This window comes from Hyphomonas sp. CACIAM 19H1 (genome assembly GCF_003325995.1).
GTDB classification, from domain to species: domain Bacteria; phylum Pseudomonadota; class Alphaproteobacteria; order Caulobacterales; family Hyphomonadaceae; genus Hyphomonas; species Hyphomonas polymorpha.
The window spans coordinates 1,197,977-1,218,406 of the sequence record NZ_CP016437.1; the positions used below are offsets into that span (position 1 = coordinate 1,197,977).

Genomic DNA, 20,430 nt, shown 5'->3' on the forward strand with positions numbered 1-20,430 from the left:
GTTCGCGCCCGTCCTAACCTGCCGTGGCGGCAGAGTCAGCCCTCAGGTTTCTTCCCATGTTTCGCCGCCCGTCCGGTCACGACCGCGCCGGATCCGAATTTGGCGCGGGCCTTGTCTGAGGCGCGCTCGGCGGCGGCGCGCTTGGCAATCCTGGGGTCGATCAGGTCCACGGCATCTGCCCGGTAGTCGGAAAGCTCGGAAAGGCCGACGCCGATCAACCGGTATTTCACCCGGCCGGTCGCCTCCTTGATCAGCAGCGGCCGGGAGGCCCGGAACACTTCCTGAGCCAGTTGGGTCGGCTCGGCCAGCGAGAGGCGCCGGGTCAGCGGGTGGAAGTCAGAGGTCTTGAGTTTCAGCGTCACCACGCGGCCGGAGACGCCTTCGGCCTTGGCCCTGTCCGCGGTCTTTACGCTGAGGCGCCAGAGATGGTCCTCCAGGATATTCAAGTCGGCAGTGTCCTCGAAGAAGGTCGTCTCGCTGGAGACCGACTTGCGGTCCTCATGCGGATTTACTTTCCGGTTGTCCCGCCCATGGGCGCAGCGTTTCAGCCAGTCGCCCGTCTCGCCATAGCGCCGGATCAGGCTCTTGAGGTCTGCATGCTGAATGTCTTCGATGGTGTAGAATCCGTCCTTGTTCAGCGACTCGGCGAATTTCGGGCCGACGCCATGCAGGAAGTTGACGGGGTGGGGCGCCAGAAATGCCTCGGCCTCCTCCGGCGCGATGATGGCAAAGCCGCGCGGCTTGTCGAGCTCGCTGGCCGTCTTGGCGAGAAACTTGTTGGCTGACAGGCCGACGGAGATCGTCACGCCCACTTCCCGCTCCACAGTCTTCGCCAGCCGGGCAAGGCTGGCGGCGGGCGGGGCGCCGTGCAGGCGCTCGGTTCCGGAGAGATCCAGATAGGCCTCATCAATGGAAACCTGCTGCACCAGAGGTGTCAGATGGTCCATCTCGGCCCGAATCGCTTTGGCCGCTTCCCGGTATTTCCGGAAGTCCGGCGGCAGGACGACCGCGTCCGGGCAGAGTTTCAGCGCCTTGAACATCGGCATGGCCGAGCGCACGCCGTAGAGGCGCGCGATATAGCAGCAGGTGGTCACCACGCCCCGCTGGCCACCGCCAACAATCAGCGGCTTGTCCTTGAGCGTTGGATTGTCTCGCTTTTCCACCGTGGCGTAGAAGGCATCACAGTCCACATGCGCAATCGAGAGGCTGAAAAGGGCCGGATGGGTCACGATCCTGCGGCTGCCACAGGCGGGGCAGGCGGCGAGTTCGACCTCGCTCCGGTGCTGGCAATCGCGGCAAAGACTCGACATGACAGTTGTGTTCCTGCCATGTTCCGGGGCCTGCCGCAAACACGCCCTGCCGCAGGCGTAAAGGCACGTTAATAATTTGCAGTATAGCTGAAGCTGGCGCACCCGCGCCCGTGCGAATCGTCAACTAATCGGAAACCGATGGTCAAGAAGCGATCCGGAAAGGTGCTTGTTGTTGAGGACAATGAACTCAACATGCGCCTCTTTTGCGACCTGTTGGGCGCATACGGTTTCACGACCTTCCAATGCCGTGACGGCGCCAAGGCCGTTGAGATCGCGCGCAAAGAGCTTCCAGACCTCATCATCATGGATATCCAGCTGCCGGAAGTGTCGGGTCTCGACATCACGCGCTGGCTGAAGGACGACAAGAAGGTCGCCCACATCCCCGTTCTCGCCGTCACTGCCTTTGCCATGCGCGCTGATGAGCAGCGGGTGCGCGAAGCCGGGTGCGAGGGCTATCTCTCCAAGCCGATCCAGATCGCTTCTTTCATTCGCGCCGTTGAGGCGCTGATGCCGAAAGAACCGGCGGCATGACAGCCCGCATCCTCGTTGTCGATGATATCGAGGCGAACCGGCGTCTGCTGCAGGCAAAGCTGGAGGCGCAGTACCATACCGTACTTCTCGCCGAGAACGGCCCACAGGCGCTGGAAGTCGCCCGCCTGGAGCATCCCGAGATCATCCTGCTGGACGTGATGATGCCCGGCATGGATGGCTATGAAGTCTGCCGCCGGCTCAAGGCTGACCCGGCAACGTCCTATATTCCGGTCGTCATGGTCACCGCGCTCAGCGAGCTGGAAGACCGGGTGAAGGGGCTGGATGCCGGGGCGGAAGATTTCCTGACCAAGCCTGTCGATGATTTCCTGCTGAACTCCCGCATCACTGCGCTGATGCGTTACAACACCGTGGCGTCCGAGCTGCGCCAGCGGGAGGCGAGCGGCTTGCGCTCCGGCGCGATGGAAGAACTCAGCCGCGAAGAGATAGACCGGCCCTCCCGCATCTTTATCGTGGATGACGATGCCCGCTCCTCCGGCCGCCTTGCCAACACCCTGCGCGCGCAGGGGCACAAAGCCACGACCCTCATGGAAGCCGGCGACATGGGCGAGCTGGCGACCGAGCGCGTCGATGTGCTGATCCTGTCCCTGTTTGCCCGCAGCTTCGATCCGCTGAAACTGATCGCCCATTTCAAGATGAACCCGGTGACGCGGTCCATTTCGGTCATTTTGATCTGTGATCCGCATGACAAGGCGAAGGCCCTGCGCGGGCTTGAGATCGGCGCCAGTGACATGATCACCATCCCGATTGACCGTCAGGAACTGGCTGCGCGCATCCGCACCCAGACGCGCCGCACACGCTATATCGATATCCTGCGCCAGCGTGTGGACCGGGGCCTCGAGCTGTCAGTCATCGATCAGCTCACCGGCCTGCATAACCGGCGCTACATGAACGGCCAGCTTGAGCAGTTCATGCAGCGGGCTGTGCGTGGCAACCAGCCCTTGTCGCTGATGATGACTGACATCGACCATTTCAAGGCCGTCAACGATACGCACGGCCACCAGGCCGGCGATGATGTGTTGCGCGAGATCGGCAAACGCCTGCGCGCGAATGTCCGGCCCACCGATGTTGTCTGCCGCACAGGCGGGGAAGAGTTTGTTGTGCTGATGCCCAACACACCGGGCGATCTGGCCTGCGCGGCAGCCGAGCGTATCCGCAAGGCGGTGGCCGCGGCGGAGTTTCCGGTGCTGGGCGGCACGAAGGAGCTTCGCATCACCGTCAGCGCGGGCGTCTCCACGCTCCAGGGCGCTGGGGATACCATCGACGACCTGATGCACCGGGCCGACACCGCGCTCTACCAGGCCAAGACCGGCGGGCGGAACCGGGTCGAGAGTATCGCCGCCTGATTGACTTTGCGGCACCGGAGGCCCACAGCGGCTGACCAGCCGTGAGGGAGCCTATTCGCGCTCATGTCAGATCGTTTCGAAGCGTTCCGGTACCCGTCCTACACCCGGTACTTCATTTCGCGCTTCTTCACGTCCTTTTCCACGCAGGTTCTCTCGGTTGCCATCGGCTGGCAGATCTATGACGAGACGCGTAATCCCATCTGGCTTGGCTGGATCGGTCTGGTGCAGTTCCTGCCGGCGCTGGGCCTTGTGGTGGTGACCGGCAACGTGGCCGACCGGGTGGGCCGGCGCCTTGTGATGGCGAGTTCGATGCTGCTGATGATGGCGTGCGCGGGCGCCATCCTTTACCTCGCCCTGACTGGCCAGTTCCAGCCGGTGCCTGTGCTGAGTGTGCTGACGGTGTTTGGTGTTGCGCGCGCCTTCTATGGGCCCGCCTCGTCCAGCCTCGTGGCCAATCTGGTGACGAGAGAGGCGTTCCCGAACGCGGTGGGGTGGATGTCGTCCTCCTGGCAGCTGGCGTCCATTGCCGGGCCGGTCGCGGGCGGCCTGTTGGCGGGCATCTCCCCACCTTTTGCTTACGGAACGGCCATGAGCCTGCTGACCGTTGGCGCGCTGCTCATCCTGACGCTTCCCAAGCCTGATCAGAGGATCGAGCGGACACCTACGACACTTTCAAACCTGCTGGGCGGCTTCAGCTATATCTGGAAGGAGAAGATCGTGCTGGGCGCGATCACGCTGGACCTGTTCGCGGTGTTGCTGGGCGGGGCTGTGGCGCTGCTGCCGGTTTATGCGCGGGATATTCTGGATGTGGGGGAAGCCGGTCTGGGCCTGTTACGGGCGGCGCCGGGGGTGGGGGCGATCATCGCGATTGTGCTGATCACGGCGTTTCCCATCCGCGACTATGCCGGCTGGATCCTGCTGGTTGCTGTGGCGCTGTTCGGGCTTGCCACAGCGGTTTTCGGGGCCTCCACGCTCGCATGGCTGTCGATCCTGGCGCTGGTGCTGGTGGGCGCTTTCGACATGGTGTCGGTCTATATCCGCGACATCCTGGTGCAGATATGGACCCCTGACCAGGTTCGGGGGCGGGTGAATGCGGTGAACTCGATCTTTGTCGGGGCTTCCAATGAGCTTGGGGAGACGCGGGCGGGGTTCATGGCGTTCTTTCTGGGGCCGGTGTTTACCGTGGTGGCAGGCGGCATTGCGGCGGCGGGGATTGCTTGGCTTTCAGCCTTCCTGTTCCCGAAGCTGCGGGACGCGCGCAAGCTGCATGACGGGCGACCAGACACCTGAGCCCAAAAGAAAAAACCCGCGCCGGAAAGCGCGGGTTCTTTGAAAAGCTCCAAAAGGAACAAGACCTTACTTGATCTTGCCTTCTTTGAACTCGACGTGCTTCTTCGCGATCGGGTCATACTTCCGCTGGACCATTTTCTCGGTCATCGTGCGCGGGTTCTTCTTCGTCACATAGAAAAAGCCGGTATCAGCCGTCGAGTTGAGGCGGATCTTGATGGTTGCGGGTTTGGCCATGTCGCGGCCCTTCTGAGTCAGGGTTGAATCCGGAAAACGCGCTTAATGGCGAGGGTTCCAGGTGAAGTCAAGCGGCAGACACGGTCAGTCCTGTGCCAATTCGCGGACAGTTTCGGACAAATCCGGACAATTCGTGACAAATCCGGGCACTTCCGGCGTCACAGGCGGTCAGTCTGGTGACCGGTACGGGTCCATCGCAGGAAGGGCGGGCGATGCGCATCCTGGGGCTTGGCCAGACGCTCGGCAATCTCTCCCAGCATGAAGCGGGTGACCGAGGGCAGGTCGAGCTTCATGGCATCAGCCAGCGTCACCCATTGAAGGTCGGAGAGTTCTGCCCCGTCGACCGGGGGGCGCTCGTCGATCAGGGCCTCTTCGGCCTCGGCCATGAAGAAGCGGGCATCGAAGCGCCGGGGCCGGTAGGGCGGGGTGACGGCGCGGCCGATGAAGGTCAGCGGGGCCAGATTGGGCACCACATCCAGCCTGTGGAAATCCTCCCAGCCGATGGGGCAGGCATCCGGCATCTCGGCGGAGCGGCCCATGATCAGGCCGGTTTCCTCAAACAGCTCACGGATGGCCGTCAGCGCCATGGACCGGGGCAGGCGGCGCGATTGCAGGCGCAGCTTTGCCTCGACCTCGGGGTGCAGCTCCTCCCAGGCAAGGGCCTTGCCGTCATGCGGGTCAACGCGGCCACCGGGGAACACGTATTTGTCCGGCATGAAGGCGTTGGTGCCCGCCCGTTTGCCCATCAGCACGCGGGGCTGGGTTTGATCGCGGCGCACGAGGATCAGCGTGGCCGCATCCTTGGGGCGTGGGCTCGGTTTACCCTTGATGACGACGTCGCCGTCTTCTTCCTTGTCGAACGCGGTTTTGAGCATGCCTGACATATGGCAATCCTACAGGCGGACCGCAGCCTTTGAAAACAGTGACGCTGGGTTAGCCTCCAGCGCCCCTCCGTCTCGCTGCTGTGGCGCGTCGTTCGGCGGGTCATCGCAGTGCGATGCCTGTTCCGCCTCACCCCCGCTTTGCAGGGAAGGGTGAGAAACCAATATTCCTACCGGCGCTTGCCTTTGCCCTTGCTGCCTTTGGGCAGGGTGCGCTTGTCGAACTTTGGTTTGCCGCGGCGCGGGGGACCACCGCCGCTGCTGCGGCCGGCGCCGCCACCCCCGCCGGTGCGCCCGCGGGGGGCGCCGCGTTCGCGGGTGATGGCCTGACGGGCGGCCTTGCGGCCGGCCGGCGCGGGCAGGGGATCGGAGATCATTTCCAGCAGCAGGCCGCCCTGCAGAGGCGTGACTTCCAGAAGCCGTACCCGGACGATCTGGCCAATGGAGAAAGTTTTTCCCGAGCCGCGCGCATAGACGGCGACAGCGGCTTCGTCATGGATCCAGTATTCATCCGAGAGCGACGAGATCGGCACGAAGCCATCGGCGCCAGACCCGGCGAGCGACACAAAGAGGCCCGCCGGTGTGACGCCGGTGATGCGGCCTTCAAACTCTGCGCCCACGCGGTCTGACAGGAAGATTGCCAGATACCGGTCGGTCGCGTCGCGCTCGGCGGCCATCGAGCGTCGCTCTGTCATCGAGATGTGCTCGGCGATTTCCTCAAGGCGCACGGCCGCGCGCTCGGAGAGGCCATCGGGGCCGAAATCATGCGCCCGGATCAGCGCGCGGTGGACGACAAGGTCGGCATACCGGCGGATGGGCGAGGTGAAGTGGGCATATTTGGGAAGGTTCAGGCCAAAGTGGCCCAGGTTTTCTTCCGAATAGATCGCCTGGGCCTGCGTGCGCAGCACCATCTGGGAGATCATGCCTTCACAATCCCCGCCGCGTATCTCTGCGAGCAGGCGATTGAACTTGTGCGTCTGCGGACGTTCGCCAATGTTCCATTTCATGTCCAGCGTTTGCAGGAACTCTGCGAACGCCGCCACTTTCGCGTCAGATGGCGTATCATGCACGCGGTACATGACGGGGCTGTTCTTCTGCTCCAGTGTTTCGGCAGCGGCCACGTTTGCCTGGATCATGAACTCTTCGATCAGCCGGTGGGCATCGAGGCGCACCTTGGTGGTGATGCCGTCAACCTGGCCTTCGGGCGTGAACATGATGCGCCGCTCGGGCATGTCGAGGTCGAGCGGGCTGCGGATGTCGCGCGCCTTGGAGACGGCCGCATAGGCGCCCCAGAGCGGCTTCAGCACCGTTTCCAGAAGCTCGCCCGCCTTGCCTGACGGATTACCATCAATGGCGGTCTGCGCCTCCTCATAGGAGAGCTTGGCGGCAGAACGCATGGTGGCGCGCAGGAAGCGGTGGCGCTTCTTGTGGCCATCCCTGGAGAAGATCATCTCCACGGCGAGGCACGGCCGGTCTTCGCCCTCGCGCAGCGAGCAGGCATCTGCCGAAAGCTCGAATGGCAGCATGGGGACGACCCGGTCCGGGAAGTAGGTCGAGTTGCCGCGCTTCTCCGCTTCCCGGTCCAGCGCCGAGCCTTCGGTGACGTAGGCGGCGACATCGGCAATCGCGACGATCACCTTCCAGCCGCCATCTTCCATCTCTTCGGCCCAGACGGCGTCGTCATGGTCGCGCGCGTCATGCGGGTCGATGGTGATCAGCGGCGTATTACGAAGGTCCGTTCTCGGAACGTCGGCGGGTTCTTTCTCGCGCGCTTCCTTCAGGGCGGCTTCGGGGAAGTCCACCGGAATGTCATGCGCATAGATGGCGATGAGGCTGGCTGATCGGGCATCGGTAATGTGGCCGATGACCTCTTTGATCACGCCCAGCGGCGGACCCATCTGGCGGCGGCCTTGCGGCTTTGGCTCGGCCACGACGAGATCGCCATCCTTGGCGCCCTTGCGGTCGCCTTCCTGAATCAGCAGTTCACGGCGTTCCTTCCGGCTGGCGGGGATGACGCGGCCGCCACGCGGGGCGTGCTCATAGAGGCCGACGATGCGGTCGCTGAGGCGTTTCTCCAGCAGCGTGATGACGTAAGCGCGCCATTCGCCATTGTCGCGCTGGGCAATCTTGCACACGGCCCGGTCGCCCTTCGCCGGAGCGCGGCCACGGCTTTTGCCGGAGGGGCCGCCATAGACGAGTTCGGGGCCGAAGAGGCCGCTATCGCCGACGCACTGGCCGAGGAGGTCGCCGTCCTTGGTGAGGCGGGTGAATTCGACGAGGCCGGAGGGCGGGGGCCGGTCTGCCTGGGCGAAGCTGCGCTTGCCGGTACGCTCCAGCTTGCCTTCTTCTTCAAGCTCCTTGAGCACGTCGCGCAACACGGCGCGCTCGCGGCCCTTCACTTTCAGGCCACGGGCAATATCGGCTTTGCTGGTTGCGCCTGGATTTTCCCTCAGGAAATCAAGGACAGTCTGTCTATCTGGAAAACTCATGAGGCCGCATATAGTGTAATTCGGGCGCAATTGCGCGGGAATTTATGCGGAACGCCTTTTCAGCGCACCAGTTGCACCAGGATCGCGGTGCTGCCGCCTGCTGTGTTTGTCGTCAGCCGGACCAGCCGGGCGGAGATGAACACGCACTGGCCGGGCACGATCACTGTCTCGATCGTGTCGTCCTCGTCAAAATCCGGATCGCCCGAGAGGATGACCGCATTGGCCGCCCCGCCGCCGCCATGGCAAACCTGCAGCACCGGCGTGGACAGCACCTGCGCGCCCTGGGGCAGCGGCTGGCTCACCAGCACGGGCACCACCTCCTTGCCTTTGGCGGTGACCCGGATGGGCGGGGGCACATCGGCGCGGGCGGCCAGCGGCAGGGCCAGGATGGCGGCAAATGTTGCCAGCAGGATTTTCCGGATCATGATGATTGATGTCCCCACGACTCATTCTGACGGGAGGTTGCTTGCAGCAGCGGCGGTGTCAATCTCAGCGCAGCAGGGTGACTGTGGCGCGCAGGGTGCCCTCGCCCTTCCAGACGGCGAGGTCGATCTGGTCGCCCGCAAAGAAGCTGCACTTGCCGGGGGAGAGCAGCTGGACCCGCGCGCCGATATGTACGCTGAGGGTTTCCGGGGCCGGGGTGGAGGCGGCGCTGCGATAGCAGATGCGGAAGACGGGCAGGGTGCCCGCTGCGGCCATTTCCGGCGGAGCGAGGAAGACGGTCTCGCTCGTCTTGTCACGGACGTAGATTTCCATCTCATAGGCACTCGCCCCGCTGGCGGGCGAAGCCATCAGGGCAAGGGCGGAGAAAAGGGCAGGCAAAGGCATGGTCGGGGGCCTCCGGTCAGCTTCCTCCGCATAGGGACAGACGGAATCTGAAGGGAGGGTGAATGGGAGATTACGCCTCGTCCTTCTTCGCCGCCGCCTTCTTCTTCGGAGCGGCTTTCTTCGCAGCTGGTTTCTTCGCGGCGGCTTTCTTGGCGGGCGCTTTTTTCTTCGCGCTGCCGCCTTTGGCGTTTACCAGTTCGATGGCTTGCTCGAGCGTCACCACATCCGGCGTGACGTCCTTGGGAAGCGTGGCGTTGACCTTGCCCCATTTCACGTAAGGGCCATAGCGGCCTTCGAACACTTCGATGGCGCCGCCATCGGGATGGTCGCCGAGGGTTTTGAGCGCGGCTGCGCCGGCGCGGGCAGAGCCGCGGGCTTTCTTGTCCTCGATCAGCGCGACGGCGTGGTTGACGCCGATGGTGAACACATCGCGCGGATCTTTCAGGTTCGCATAGGTCTTGCCATGCTGAACATACGGCCCGAACCGGCCGAAATTGGCGAGGATCATCTCGCCATCTTCCGGGTGGGGACCAACTTCGCGCGGCAGCATCAGAAGCTCGACGGCGCGCGCCAAGGTGAAGCCGTCCAGATTGTCCTTGTCCGCCTTGGTCAGCGAGGCGCGCTTGGGTTTTTCGCCATTCGCCATCTCAACATAGGGGCCGAAGCGGCCGGATTTGAGGAAGATGGTTTCGCCCGTATCCGGATGAACGCCAAGCTCATTGCCGTCCGGGCTGATGGCTGCGCTCTCTCCGCCTTCGGAGGAAAACTGGCGCGTGTATTTGCATTCGGGATGGCGCGAGCAGCCGACAAAGGCGCCGAATTTGCCGAGCTTCATCGACAGTTCGCCCTCCTTGCAGAGGGGGCACTGACGCGGATTTTCAATCGGGTTGCCTTCGGCGTCCTGGCGCGGGAACACATAGGCGCCCAGCGCCTCGTTCAGCGCGTCCAGCACGGCGGAGACGCGCAGTTCCTTGGTGCCGTCAATATCAGCGGCAAATTGCTGCCAGAATTCGCGCAGGAAGGCTTTCCAGTCGAGCTTGCCGTCAGAAATCACGTCGAGCTTTTCTTCCAGCCCGGCGGTGAAGTCATACTCCACATAACGGCTGAAGAAGTTTTCGAGGAAGGCGGTGACAAGGCGGCCCTTGTCTTCGGGCACGAGCGCCTTGCCTTCGATGCGGACATAGCCGCGGTCTTCCAGCGTCGAGAGGGTGGAGGCATAGGTCGACGGGCGGCCGATGCCGAGTTCTTCCAGGCGCTTGACCAAGGAGGCTTCGGTATAGCGCGGGGGCGGCTGGGTGAAGGACTGGTTGGCTTCTGCCTTCAGAAGGTCTGCATGCTGACCTTCCGCCATCTTCGGCAGGCGCCCTTCGGCATCGTCATCATCATCGCCGGCGTCATGGCCTTCGGTGTAGAGCTTGATGTAGCCGTCAAACACGACGACCTGGCCGGTGGCGCGCAGGCCTGCGCGCTTGTCCTTCGAGATCAGGTCGATGGTGGTGCGCTCGAACACGGCCGCTTCCATCTGGGACGCCACAGCGCGGCGCCAGACCAGCGTGTAGAGTTTCTTCAGGTCTCCGTCGCCGTGATAGTCTTCGGGGCGCAGATTGAAGTCGGTCGGGCGGACGGCCTCGTGGGCCTCCTGCGCGTTCTTCGCCTTGGAGGAATAGCGGCGGGTGTTTTCCGGCAGGTAGCGCGCGCCATAGTTTGACTGGATCATGGCGCGGGCGGCGGCATAGGCCTCCTCGGCCATGTTGACGCCATCTGTCCGCATATAGGTGATGCGGCCTTCTTCGTAGAGTTTCTGGGCGGCCTGCATGGTGCGCTTGGCCGAGAAGCCGAGTTTGCGGCTGGCTTCCTGCTGCAGCGTGGAGGTGATGAAGGGCGGGGGCGGGTTGCGCTTGACCGGCTTTGCCTCAACCGTGCTGACCGAATAGCCGCCGGCCTTGACGATTTCCAGCGCCCGGTCTGCGTCGCCCTTGTTGCCAAGGGTGAACTTCTTCAGCGTCTCGCCATCCAGCGAATGGAGCCGGGCCTCGAAATGCGACCCATCGGGCGCGCGCAGCTCGGCGGCGATGTTCCAGTATTCCTGAGGCCGGAACATCTCGATCTCGTTCTCGCGGTCGCACACGATGCGAAGCGCGACCGATTGCACCCGGCCGGCCGAGCGGGAGCCCGGCAGCTTGCGCCAGAGGACGGGAGAGAGGTTGAAGCCGACGAGATAGTCCAGCGCCCGGCGGGCGAGGTAGGCGTCGACCAGTTCCTCGTCGATCTTGCGCGGCTGTTCCATGGCCTGGGTTACGGCACTCTTGGTGATGGCGTTGAACACCACCCGCTCGACCGCCATGTCCTTTTTCAGCGCCCGGCGCTTTTTCAACGCCTCGATCAGGTGCCAGGAGATGGCTTCGCCCTCGCGATCAGGGTCAGTCGCGAGGATGAGCGTATCTGCATCCTTCAGGGCATTGGCGATGTCGGAGATCCGCTTGGCGGATTTGGCATCGGCCTCCCAGACCATTTCGAAGTCGTTTTCGGGGTCAACCGAGCCGTTTTTCGACGGCAGATCCCGGATATGCCCGTAGGACGCGAGGACTTTATAGTCCTTGCCCAGGTACTTGTTGATCGTTTTGGCCTTTGCCGGAGACTCGACGACGACAAGTTTCATGCGGGGGGTCCACCTCTTCAAGGGCGGCAGAGATGGTCTGCCACGGCAGGGGCTGTCAAGGCCGGGACAGCGTCAGCCGTCTTCGCGGTAGGCAATGAAGGCCAGGCTGACGAACAGGAAGAACAGCGGCGGAGACCATGCGGCCACCGCCGCGGGCGCCGCCCCGGTTGCCCCCAGGCTGGAGGAAAATTGCGTGAAAAAATAAAGCCCAATGGCCGCCATGACGCCGGTGGCCAGCAGTCTGGAAGTACCCCCCAGACGCTGCAGGCGCAGGCAGGCCAGCGCCCCGATAAGGGCCATTGCGGTAAATAGCACGGGTGTCGCCGTAAGGGTGAACCAACGCATCGTATAACGCGAAGTGTCCAGTCCTGCGGCGCGCGTTTCAAAAATGAAGCGCGGCAAATCCCAGAAACCGATGGTGTTGGGCGTGGCAAACTCGTCCAGCAGGCGGACTGCGTCCAGCGAGGTTGGGATCGCCAGCGTGGCACGCCGTTCCGGCACCTGATTGGGCAGGTTCTCGACCAGGTTCTCGAGCTGCCAGAAACCATCGTTCAAAACGGCTCGCTGAGCGTCGATCCGGCGCACAAAGGCAAAGTCATTGGTCGGCTGACGCCCATTATAAAGACGTTGCTCCTCGATGATCTTCACGCCGGTCAGCGTCCGGCCGCCATCTTCAACCCGGCGCGCATGGATCACATACTGGCTGGTATCGTCGCCCTGGCGCAGCCAGATGCCGGTTTCGCCCACCGCAACCGTGCCCCGGCCAATGTTCAGCAACCGGGCGCGTTCGGCCTCGTAAGACTGGGCAAGGCTGGCGGTAAACGGGTTCAGCACCATGGATGAGAACAGGCCCAACATGATGCCCAGCACGATCACCGGCGTGAGGAACCGCCAGGCCGACAGGCCGCTTGCGCGGATGATCGAGAGTTCGGAACGCCGGTTCAGCCGGGTAAACGCCATCATCGTCGCTGCCAGAAGGGCGAAAGGCAGGGTCTGTTCGACAATCATCGGCAGTTTCATGGCCGACAGGCGCAACGCGTCCAGCAGCGTGATCTCCACGTCGCTGCCAACGGTGCGCATCTGCTCCACCACGTCGATCATCATGATCGCCAGCAGCAGGATAGCCAGCACCAGCGCGAGGCCCGAAAGACACTCGCGCAGGATATAGCGCTGGATGCGGGAAAACAGGGGCATCAGGCGCGCGCTCCGGGTATGTATCCCGGTGGGGGCGGGGCAATCCTTTGTTTCCGCCCGATCCGGGCGCCGCGTCCGAAATAGATCCAGCCCAGCATCAGGCTGGTCAGCACAGGCACGGCCCAGAGGGCGATATTGAGCTGCGGGTCATCTGCCGCTGCCGATTGCAGCGCCAGATGCACCACCAGCACGAAGATCGCTCCGCCTGTCGCGATGCCGATCCGCTTGCTGTAGCCCTGCCGGCTGAAATCCCCGCCCAGAACGGCAAAGATTGCCAGCAACGCCATGACGATGTTGAGCAGAGGCGAGGTGAGGCGCGCATTCGCTTCGGCCAGGAAGCTGTCGGCCTCCTTGTTCTCGAAATAGTTCCTCCGGTCCACGAACAGCAGCTCAAACAGGAATTTGTCGGACGCCTTGAGTACCAGTTCGGAATCTTCCTTCATGAAGTCCGTCAGGTCGAACATGTACTGGTCAAATTCCAGGACCGACAGCTGCTGGTTGGCATCCAGCTGCTGGCTGAGCGCGTCGCGCAAGAGAAGGGTGGGGTGCCCGTCGACCGTCACCAGCGCCGCCGACCGGGCGAGAATATCGGTCGGATAGTCCGGATCGGTCATGTCCGAAATCAACACGCCGCGCAGTTCCCCACCCACCTGGTCGCGCGCATAGAATGTGAGCCGTTCGCCATTGGAGGTGAACTGACCGGCCCGGAAAAGGGCTGCGGCAAGGTCTGCCCGCGCGTCGGCCACCGCCTCGCGCATCGCCCGCTGGGACATCGGCTGAACCCACAGGTTCACCGACATATGCGCCAGCATGCACACCACCGCCAACCGCATGACGGGCGAGGCAACCTGCCAACGCGTCATCCCGGCAGCCTGCGCCACCACGATTTCCGAATCCTTGTGGATACGGTTCAGCGACCAGACCCCGGCGACGAACAGCGCCAGCGGCAACAGCAGGGCAATCACCTGTGGCGAGCCGAGCATGACGATATAGAAATATGTGAGCGCCGACTGCCGGTTTTCCAGGATTACATCCGTGCGGGACAATCCCTGCGCCAACAGTGCGACCATCACGAGGCTGCCCACGATGATCAGCACGGCCTGCAGGACCTGCCGGAATAGGTGCAGCTGGATCTTGGTCATAAGCGGGGCGCGGGCACTCTAGCGTCCAGAAATCGAACCGGAATTGGCAGCATTTCTCTAGCTAACGAGTTGCGCTTGGCGCGTCGATGCTTAGTTTCCGCTTCAAACGGAGTTTCCACACATGAAGATTACATTTGCAGAAGCCGCAAAGGCCGACATCGCCGCTTTCATCGCCGATGAAGGGGCTGGTCTGCCGGGCAGCGCAGAAGCGCTCGACAAGGCCGCGGGCGGTCTGATCGCTGAAGCCATCGAGGGGGGGCGATTCGACGGCAAGGTTGGCCAGCAGGTGGCGGTTGTGCTGCCCAAGGGTTCGGACGCGCGCCGCGCTGTCGTTCTGGGCGGTGGCAAGCCGAAGAAGCGCGACGCTCGCGCCCTGGAGAATATCGGCGCCCATTTCATCAAGGCGTTTGCTTCCTCCGGCTTCAAGTCGGCCTCGATTACCGTTCACACCGCCGAGGAAGCTGCGCGTATCGCCGCCGGCGCCAAGCTCGCCGCCTACCGCTTCGACACCTATTTCACCAAACTCAAATCCGACCAGAAGCCCAGCCTTTCGGGCCTGACCATCGTGTGTGACGATCCCAAGGCCGCCAAGGCTGCTTTCGTCCTGCTGGATGCTGCCACGGACGGTACCTATCTGGCGCGCGACCTCGTCAACATGCCGCCCAACGACCTTCACCCGGAAAGCTTTGCCGAGAAGATCAAGGAACTCGCCGATCTGGGCGTGGAAGTGGAAGTCCTCGGCGAGAAGCAGATGGCCAAGCTCGGCATGGGCGCGCTGCTCGGCGTCGGCCAGGGTTCGGTGAAGGAAAGCCAGCTTGGCATCATGAAATGGAATGGCGGCAAGCCGGGTGAGGATCCGGTCATCCTCGTCGGCAAGGGCGTCTGCTTTGATACGGGCGGCGTCTCGCTGAAGCCTGGCCCCGGCATGGAAGAGATGCGCGGCGACATGGGCGGCGCGGCGGCAGTCACCGGCACGATGCGCGCGCTCGCCCAGGCCAAAGCCAAGGTGAGCGTCGTCGGCCTCATCGGCCTTGTGGAAAACATGCCCGATGGCAACGCCATCCGCCCCGGCGATATTCTCCGCTCGGCCTCCGGCCAGACCATCGAAGTGCAGAACACCGACGCCGAAGGCCGTCTCGTTCTGTGTGACGTGCTCTGGTACGCGCAGGAGCATTTCAAGCCGAAAGCCATTGTGGACCTTGCCACGCTGACCGGTGCCATCGTCATCTCCCTCGGCCACCATCATGCCGGCCTCTTCACCAACAGTGATGACCTGGCCGACGAGCTGACCAAGGCGGGTCTCGCCGAAGGTGAGCGCGTGTGGCGCCTGCCGATGGGCTCGGAATACGACTCGCTGCTCAAGTCGAAGTTCGCAGACATGCGTAACATCGGCGGGCGCGCAGCCGGCTCGATCACGGCAGCGCAGTTCCTCAAGCGTTTCGTCAAAGACGGCGTGCGCTGGGCGCATATCGACATCGCTGGCGTTGCCTGGGTCGAAGGCGAGAAGTCGCCAACCGATCCGAGCTGGGCCTCCGGCTACGGCCCGCGCCTGCTCAGCCGCTGGATTGTGGATAACTACGAGGCGTAATTGCCCCGCTCTCATCGCTCGTCACCCTCGACGGGCAACGCCCGTCTGAGGGCCCATCTCCAAACCTCACCGTCTGCGAAAGCGGAAGGGGCAGGAGATGGGCGCTCAGATGGCTTTCAGCCGTCGGGCGTGACGAATGGATGGGTTTCTTTATCCGTCGCGCGCCGCTTGCAACCCCCGCTCATCCTGAGCAAAGTCGCGCACTCCGGAATAAAGTTGCCACTCTTCAGCTATGACGCCCAATAAGCCAAAACTGCTGGATACGGTTCGCCTGCTCGATGCTGCGCTCGATCACGGATTAACGGCGGGCGCGACGGGTGTAATAGTGGAGGTATTTGATCGTCCTCCAGAAGCCTACGAGGTGGAGTTCTGCGATAGGAACGGCGCCACGGTGGCGCAATTAACCTTGTCGCCGGAGCAGTTTGAAGTGGTTTGACTGCACAACTAAGCGGAGACGGAATTGAGCATGCAGCCAGCAGCCCCCGAATGGTGGTTCTACCATCTCTCGCGCAGCGCGCTGGAAGAGGCGGCCGCGCCGCTTCTGCAGAAATGCCTCGAGGTTGGCTGGCGCGTGCTGGCTGTTTCTCCGCGGGCGGAGCGCCTCGCCAAGCTCGACGCCGTGCTCTGGACGTTTGATGACGCCTCCTTCCTGCCGCATGGCCAGGCCGATGCGCCGGGGCTGGATGTCGCCCGCCAGCCGGTGCTGCTCTCAGCCAAGCTCGCCAACGCCAACAACGCCGAAGCCCTGATGCTGATGGACGGCGTGGAAGCGCCGGTGGACGCCGCCTTCAAGCGCTGCATGGTGATGTTCGAGGACGCCGACACCGGCACCCGCAACAAGGCCCGCGCCCAGTTCAAGGCGGCGAAGGATGCGGGATTGGTCACACGCTATTTTCAGCAGACGGATCGTGGCGGCTGGAAAGAGGCGGGGGTTTAATCAACATGAAACGTCCCAAAGTGCGTCTGTCGCGTCTTAGAGACATCGGCTGGAGGCTCTGGGACCCAATCGGCTTGTTGGCAAATGCCGCGAGCTGGGAAACTTGCGGATTTGAAGACGAGTACGATGGCTATCTGATGCGTGCTGCAACGATGGTTCGAGATGGTGAAGCTGCAAGCGTTGTCGTAGATTACTTAATCTGGGCGGAGATAGAGAATATGGGTCTTTCTCTATCGCCGGACGCTCGAGAGAGGGCGGAGGCGGTTGTGAAGGCAATTCAGTCAGACGAACAGATTTGGTCCAACTTGTCCTAGACTCACCCCTTCTTCACAAACTCCGATTTCAGCCCCATCGCGCCCACGCCGTCGATCTTGCAGTCGATGTCATGGTCGCCGTCCACGAGGCGGATGTTCTTCACCTTGGTGCCGCGTTTCACGACCAGGGACGAACCCTTCACCTTCAGGTCCTTGATCACCGTCACCGTGTCGCCATCGGCCAGCACATTGCCGACCGAGTCCTTCACCACCTTCGGCCCGTCTTCAGCGGCGGCCTCGCCCGGCGCCCATTCATGCGCGCATTCGGGGCACACCAGCAGGGCGCCGTCTTCATAGGTGAGGGTGGAGCCGCATTTGGGGCAGGAGGGAAGGTCGGACATGGGCAGGGGTCTTTCGAATGGCGGGGCCTCAACGCCCCTAATCCCCGGCGGGCACCACTGCAACCCCCGGTATGTCCCCGCTTGCCCCGGCGGGCAGGCGCCGCTATAGGCCCGGCAAATCCCCGGAAACAACCAGAACTACAGGAAGCCCCTCATGGCCGTGCAGCGCACCTTTTCCATCATCAAGCCCGACGCCACCGAGCGTAACCTCACCGGCGCCATCAACGCCGTGATCGAGAAAGCCGGCCTGCGCATCGTCGGCCAGCGCCGCATCCAGATGACGCGCGCCCAGGCTGAGCGTTTCTATTCGGTTCACTCGGCCCGCCCCTTCTTCGGCGAGCTGGTGGATTTCATGATCTCCGGCCCGGTCGTCGTCCAGGTTCTGGAAGCTGAAGACGCCATCGCGAAATACCGCGAAGTGATGGGCGCCACCAATCCGGCCGACGCCGCTGAAGGCACCATCCGCAAGCTGTTTGCCAAGTCGATCGGCGAGAACTCGGTCCACGGTTCGGACTCGGCTGAAAACGCCGCCATCGAGATCGCTCAGTTCTTCTCCGAAGCTGACATCACCGCCTAAGCGGCGCGCCCCAGGGCGAAACATCAAGCCGGAGGCTGGGCCCGCCCGCCTCCGGTTTTTTGTGTCCGGAATTGTCCCATCGCTGTCCGAAACTGTCCGGATTTGTCCATGAGAGGGCTGGCGTTGTCACGGGAATGACGCCCGCTGACCCGGTTTTGAGGCCTAATTGCGGGCGCCGTCGCCCCGCGCGGCTTCTTCGAGAAGCTCGATCTGAAGCCTCTGGATCGAGGCAAGCCTTTCCCACTGGCGGTGCAGGTGAAGGTCCAGTTTCTCGTGCAGGTGCCGAATTTCCAGCTCCGCCTTGAGGTTCACCTTATAGTCGTTCTCCGAACGTAGCCTGTCCTTTGCCTCCTGGCGGCGCTGGCTCATCATGATGATAGGCGCCTGCAAGGCCGCAATACAGGAGAGGACCAAATTCAATAAAATGAAGGGGTAAGGGTCAAACCTGCCCAGGATGAATCCCGTGGCGTTTACCAGCATCCAGACTATCAGGATGAAGCAGAACAGCAGGATGAACGTCCAGGAACCGCCAAACCGCGCCACAGCGTCAGCGGCCCGCTCGCCAAAGCTGCGCGCATCGTCCCAGCCGGCATCTGGCTCATCGGCCACCAGGGTGCCCGTCTCCAGGCTCTGCAGAACCTGTTCGTCGAGCGCTGTCAGCTCGCCGCGCTCCTTTTCCAGCAACTGCTCAAGATACAGCCGCCGCATCCTCGCAATATCAGGCAGGCAGACATGCTGGTCCGGCTGGATGTCAGGCAATTGCGCGCGCAGGGCCGCCTGCGTGCCCGGCGTTGAGTCGCACACTCGCCGGACTTCCGCGAGAGAGAAGGTCTTGTGACATACCGCGCAGGTAACGTCGCCAGTATCCGCAGCCATCAGCTTTTCCCATTCAGAGTAAAATTGGCCGGTTAACCTTCATCCAAAAACAATAAAAATCTGATATTGCAAATGCTGGAAGTAAATTTTCAGGTAGTATGTCCCATGTCCAAAGCGCCCAAAAATACCGAAGCAAAACAAGGCTCAGAAGACCTGGAAGCCCGGCTGGTATCGCTGCGTGCGGAGATTGATGAGATCATGGCGGCTCTCGCGGAAAAGGCACAGGCTGAGGCTGAAGAAGCAACGCAATCTGCTGCAGATACTGCAGAAGACATTGGCGAGGAAGTTCTCAAGGAAGCCCGCCGTGCCCTGAAACAGATCCACAAGCAGGCCAATTCGCTGGAGAAGACGCTGGGCGTGCAGACCCGCGCCAACCCGCTGCAGACACTGCTGATCGCCTTTGGCGCCGGCTTCGTTGTTTCGCTGCTGATGACGCGCCGCTGATGTTGTCTTTCTTGTCGTCGTTGCTGCAGGGCCAGGTAGGCGAGCAGGTGAACCGGGGCATCAAGGGCCTTGGCACGCTTGCCGTCGTCGGTGTCATGCTGCTCACGGCTTACATCGCGGCTGTGGCGGCGCTGGCATTGTTCCTGGCGGAACGGATGAGCCCCTGGGCCGCCGCTGCCTTCATCGCGCTCGGCTTTTCCCTGATGGCAGGGGCGATCCTGCTGGTCATGTCGATGAAGAATAACGCGGAGAACCGCGCCGAAGAGGCCGCTGCCAAAGCCCGTCAGGACGCGCAGCAACAGATGCTTTCGGCCCTCACGGGCGGAGAAGGCGGCGGCAAGCAGGCGATGGTGATCGCCGCGATTGCCGGCATCGTGCTTTCCAGCCTGCTCGGCAAGGGCGATGGCGACGACGACTAATCCGCGCCGACCCTGACCACGCGGCGGCCGGTATTCTCGCCTCTGAAAAGCCCGCAGAAGGCTTCCGGCATCGCGGCGATGCCCTCGAAGCGTTCTTCCTGCGTCTTCAGCGTGTCGCCCGCGATCATCTTCGCCATGCTGCCGAGTGCTTCGGGGAAGCCGCGCGCAAAGTCGAACACGACGAGGCCCTGCATGTTTACCCGGTGGGTGATGAAGGGCTTGGTATTGACGATGCCGGGGGTCTCCTCGGGTGTCAGGTTATAGTCGGCGACCTGCCCGGAGATGCAGATGCGTCCGTTCAGCGCCATCAGCGGCAGCACACGGTTGACCATCGCATTGCCGACATTGTCGAACAGGATGTCGACGCCTTTGGGAAATTCGGCGGCGATGGCGGCGGTGAGGTCGTCGGCGGACTTGTAATTGATCGCCGCGTCGAAGCCGGCGACCTCCGTCAGCCAGCGGCATTTCTCATCCGATCCCGCCACGCCGACGACTTTCGAGGCGCCCCAGCCTTTGGCGAGCTGGCCCGCCGTGGCGCCCACCGGACCAGCGGCGGAAGTGATAAGCACCGCGTCGCCTTCCTTGAAGCGGGCCACATCCTTCATGCCGAACCAGGCCGTCAGCCCCGGCACACCCAGGACGCCGATCCAGGCCGAAAGCGGAACGCCCGGCACATCGGCCACCTTGCCAATGAAACCTTTGCCGGATTGGAGCGAATGGGTTTTCCAGCCGCCAGCGCAGAACACTTTCGTGCCCACCGGCCAATCGGAATGGTTGGAGGCATCAACCACACCCACGCTGAAGCCATCAATGGGTTTGCCGAGCGGCAGTGCGGCGGCGTAGCTGTCTCCGCCAGAAAGGCGCGAACGGGTGCCGGGATCGACCGAGCACCAGGCATGGGCGACGCGAAACTGGCCGTCCTTCGGCTCTGGCAGGGGCAGGGTTTCGAGGCGGAAATCAGATGGTTTGGGCGCGCCCTCGCAATACTGGGCCAGCACGATCTGCTGCATGG

21 protein-coding genes and 1 pseudogene are annotated in these 20,430 nt (G+C 62.9%); 10 read left to right on the forward strand and 12 right to left on the reverse strand.

Annotated elements, in window-relative coordinates; all coding sequences use genetic code 11:
• Positions 1-35: 35 nt before the first annotated feature.
• Positions 36-1,310 carry a DNA polymerase IV gene (locus BBF93_RS05790; protein WP_035594514.1) on the reverse strand — a complete coding sequence of 425 codons (1,275 nt, stop codon included), beginning with the start codon at positions 1,308-1,310 and terminating at the stop codon, positions 36-38.
• 138 nt (positions 1,311-1,448) lie between these two features.
• Here BBF93_RS05790 and BBF93_RS05795 point away from each other — a divergent pair, with 138 nt between their 5' ends.
• From BBF93_RS05795 to BBF93_RS05805, 3 genes are all read left to right on the forward strand, one after another.
• Positions 1,449-1,841, forward strand: a complete 393-nt coding sequence (locus BBF93_RS05795) for a response regulator (protein ID WP_035592468.1) — start codon at positions 1,449-1,451, stop codon at positions 1,839-1,841.
• Complete coding sequence (locus BBF93_RS05800) at positions 1,838-3,205, forward strand: PleD family two-component system response regulator (protein ID WP_035594516.1); 1,368 nt, start codon at positions 1,838-1,840, stop codon at positions 3,203-3,205. Before BBF93_RS05795 ends, BBF93_RS05800 begins: the two co-directional genes overlap by 4 nt.
• A 63-nt stretch (positions 3,206-3,268) precedes the next feature.
• Entirely contained in the window at positions 3,269-4,495 is a 1,227-nt protein-coding gene (locus BBF93_RS05805) for an MFS transporter (RefSeq protein WP_035594519.1), read from the forward strand.
• Positions 4,496-4,561: 66 nt separating this feature from the next.
• On the opposite strand, the gene rpmG is transcribed toward BBF93_RS05805, so the two are convergent.
• From rpmG to BBF93_RS05845, 8 genes are all read right to left on the reverse strand, one after another.
• Entirely contained in the window at positions 4,562-4,729 is a 168-nt protein-coding gene (gene rpmG, locus BBF93_RS05810) for a 50S ribosomal protein L33 (protein WP_035594522.1), read from the reverse strand.
• A gap of 158 nt (positions 4,730-4,887) precedes the next feature.
• Entirely contained in the window at positions 4,888-5,613 is a 726-nt protein-coding gene (locus tag BBF93_RS05815; RefSeq protein ID WP_035594526.1) for an NUDIX hydrolase, read from the reverse strand.
• Between the two features lie 167 nt (positions 5,614-5,780).
• A complete protein-coding gene (gene rnr, locus BBF93_RS05820) occupies positions 5,781-8,099 on the reverse strand; it encodes a ribonuclease R (protein WP_051612225.1) in 2,319 nt (772 codons plus the stop codon).
• Between the two features lie 59 nt (positions 8,100-8,158).
• A complete protein-coding gene (locus BBF93_RS05825; RefSeq protein ID WP_035594528.1) occupies positions 8,159-8,524 on the reverse strand; it encodes a hypothetical protein in 366 nt (121 codons plus the stop codon).
• Between the two features lie 64 nt (positions 8,525-8,588).
• Positions 8,589-8,927, reverse strand: coding sequence for a hypothetical protein (locus BBF93_RS05830; protein WP_035594531.1), 339 nt, complete (start codon positions 8,925-8,927; stop codon positions 8,589-8,591).
• Positions 8,928-8,997: 70 nt separating this feature from the next.
• Positions 8,998-11,586 (reverse strand): type I DNA topoisomerase, encoded by a 2,589-nt coding sequence (topA, locus tag BBF93_RS05835; RefSeq protein ID WP_035594534.1) that lies wholly within the window; start codon positions 11,584-11,586, stop codon positions 8,998-9,000.
• Positions 11,587-11,658: 72 nt separating this feature from the next.
• Positions 11,659-12,780 (reverse strand): LPS export ABC transporter permease LptG, encoded by a 1,122-nt coding sequence (gene lptG, locus BBF93_RS05840; protein ID WP_035594537.1) that lies wholly within the window; start codon positions 12,778-12,780, stop codon positions 11,659-11,661.
• Positions 12,780-13,922, reverse strand: coding sequence for an LptF/LptG family permease (locus BBF93_RS05845; protein ID WP_114105291.1), 1,143 nt, complete (start codon positions 13,920-13,922; stop codon positions 12,780-12,782). Before BBF93_RS05845 ends, lptG begins: the two co-directional genes overlap by 1 nt.
• Before the next feature lie 115 nt (positions 13,923-14,037).
• Here BBF93_RS05845 and BBF93_RS05850 point away from each other — a divergent pair.
• From BBF93_RS05850 to BBF93_RS05865, 4 genes and pseudogenes are all read left to right on the forward strand, one after another.
• A pseudogene (locus tag BBF93_RS05850) lies at positions 14,038-15,510 on the forward strand (leucyl aminopeptidase); the annotation flags it as partial.
• Between the two features lie 232 nt (positions 15,511-15,742).
• Positions 15,743-15,946 (forward strand): DUF4926 domain-containing protein, encoded by a 204-nt coding sequence (locus BBF93_RS05855; protein ID WP_114105293.1) that lies wholly within the window; start codon positions 15,743-15,745, stop codon positions 15,944-15,946.
• A 30-nt stretch (positions 15,947-15,976) separates the two neighbouring features.
• A complete protein-coding gene (locus BBF93_RS05860; protein WP_114105294.1) occupies positions 15,977-16,447 on the forward strand; it encodes a DNA polymerase III subunit chi in 471 nt (156 codons plus the stop codon).
• Between the two features lie 5 nt (positions 16,448-16,452).
• The gene (locus tag BBF93_RS05865) at positions 16,453-16,761 is read left to right on the forward strand and encodes a hypothetical protein (protein ID WP_035594551.1); all 309 of its coding nucleotides are present in this window, start codon (positions 16,453-16,455) and stop codon (positions 16,759-16,761) included.
• 2 nt (positions 16,762-16,763) lie between these two features.
• On the opposite strand, the gene BBF93_RS05870 is transcribed toward BBF93_RS05865, so the two are convergent.
• The gene (locus BBF93_RS05870; RefSeq protein WP_035594554.1) at positions 16,764-17,102 is read right to left on the reverse strand and encodes a zinc ribbon domain-containing protein YjdM; all 339 of its coding nucleotides are present in this window, start codon (positions 17,100-17,102) and stop codon (positions 16,764-16,766) included.
• A 154-nt stretch (positions 17,103-17,256) separates the two neighbouring features.
• On the opposite strand from BBF93_RS05870, the gene ndk reads away from it, so the two are divergent.
• Complete coding sequence (ndk, locus tag BBF93_RS05875; RefSeq protein WP_035594557.1) at positions 17,257-17,679, forward strand: nucleoside-diphosphate kinase; 423 nt, start codon at positions 17,257-17,259, stop codon at positions 17,677-17,679.
• A gap of 162 nt (positions 17,680-17,841) precedes the next feature.
• On the opposite strand, the gene BBF93_RS05880 is transcribed toward ndk, so the two are convergent.
• Complete coding sequence (locus BBF93_RS05880; RefSeq protein WP_035594559.1) at positions 17,842-18,555, reverse strand: DUF1003 domain-containing protein; 714 nt, start codon at positions 18,553-18,555, stop codon at positions 17,842-17,844.
• A 105-nt stretch (positions 18,556-18,660) separates the two neighbouring features.
• Here BBF93_RS05880 and BBF93_RS05885 point away from each other — a divergent pair, with 105 nt between their 5' ends.
• Positions 18,661-18,999 (forward strand): hypothetical protein, encoded by a 339-nt coding sequence (locus tag BBF93_RS05885; protein ID WP_051612226.1) that lies wholly within the window; start codon positions 18,661-18,663, stop codon positions 18,997-18,999.
• On the forward strand, positions 18,999-19,418 hold the full coding sequence (locus BBF93_RS05890) for a phage holin family protein (protein WP_035594563.1): 420 nt from the start codon (positions 18,999-19,001) through the stop codon (positions 19,416-19,418). Before BBF93_RS05885 ends, BBF93_RS05890 begins: the two co-directional genes overlap by 1 nt.
• Here BBF93_RS05890 and BBF93_RS05895 read toward each other — a convergent pair.
• Positions 19,415-20,428 (reverse strand): NADP-dependent oxidoreductase, encoded by a 1,014-nt coding sequence (locus BBF93_RS05895; protein WP_035594566.1) that lies wholly within the window; start codon positions 20,426-20,428, stop codon positions 19,415-19,417. The genes BBF93_RS05890 and BBF93_RS05895 overlap by 4 nt on opposite strands.
• Positions 20,429-20,430 lie beyond the last annotated feature (2 nt).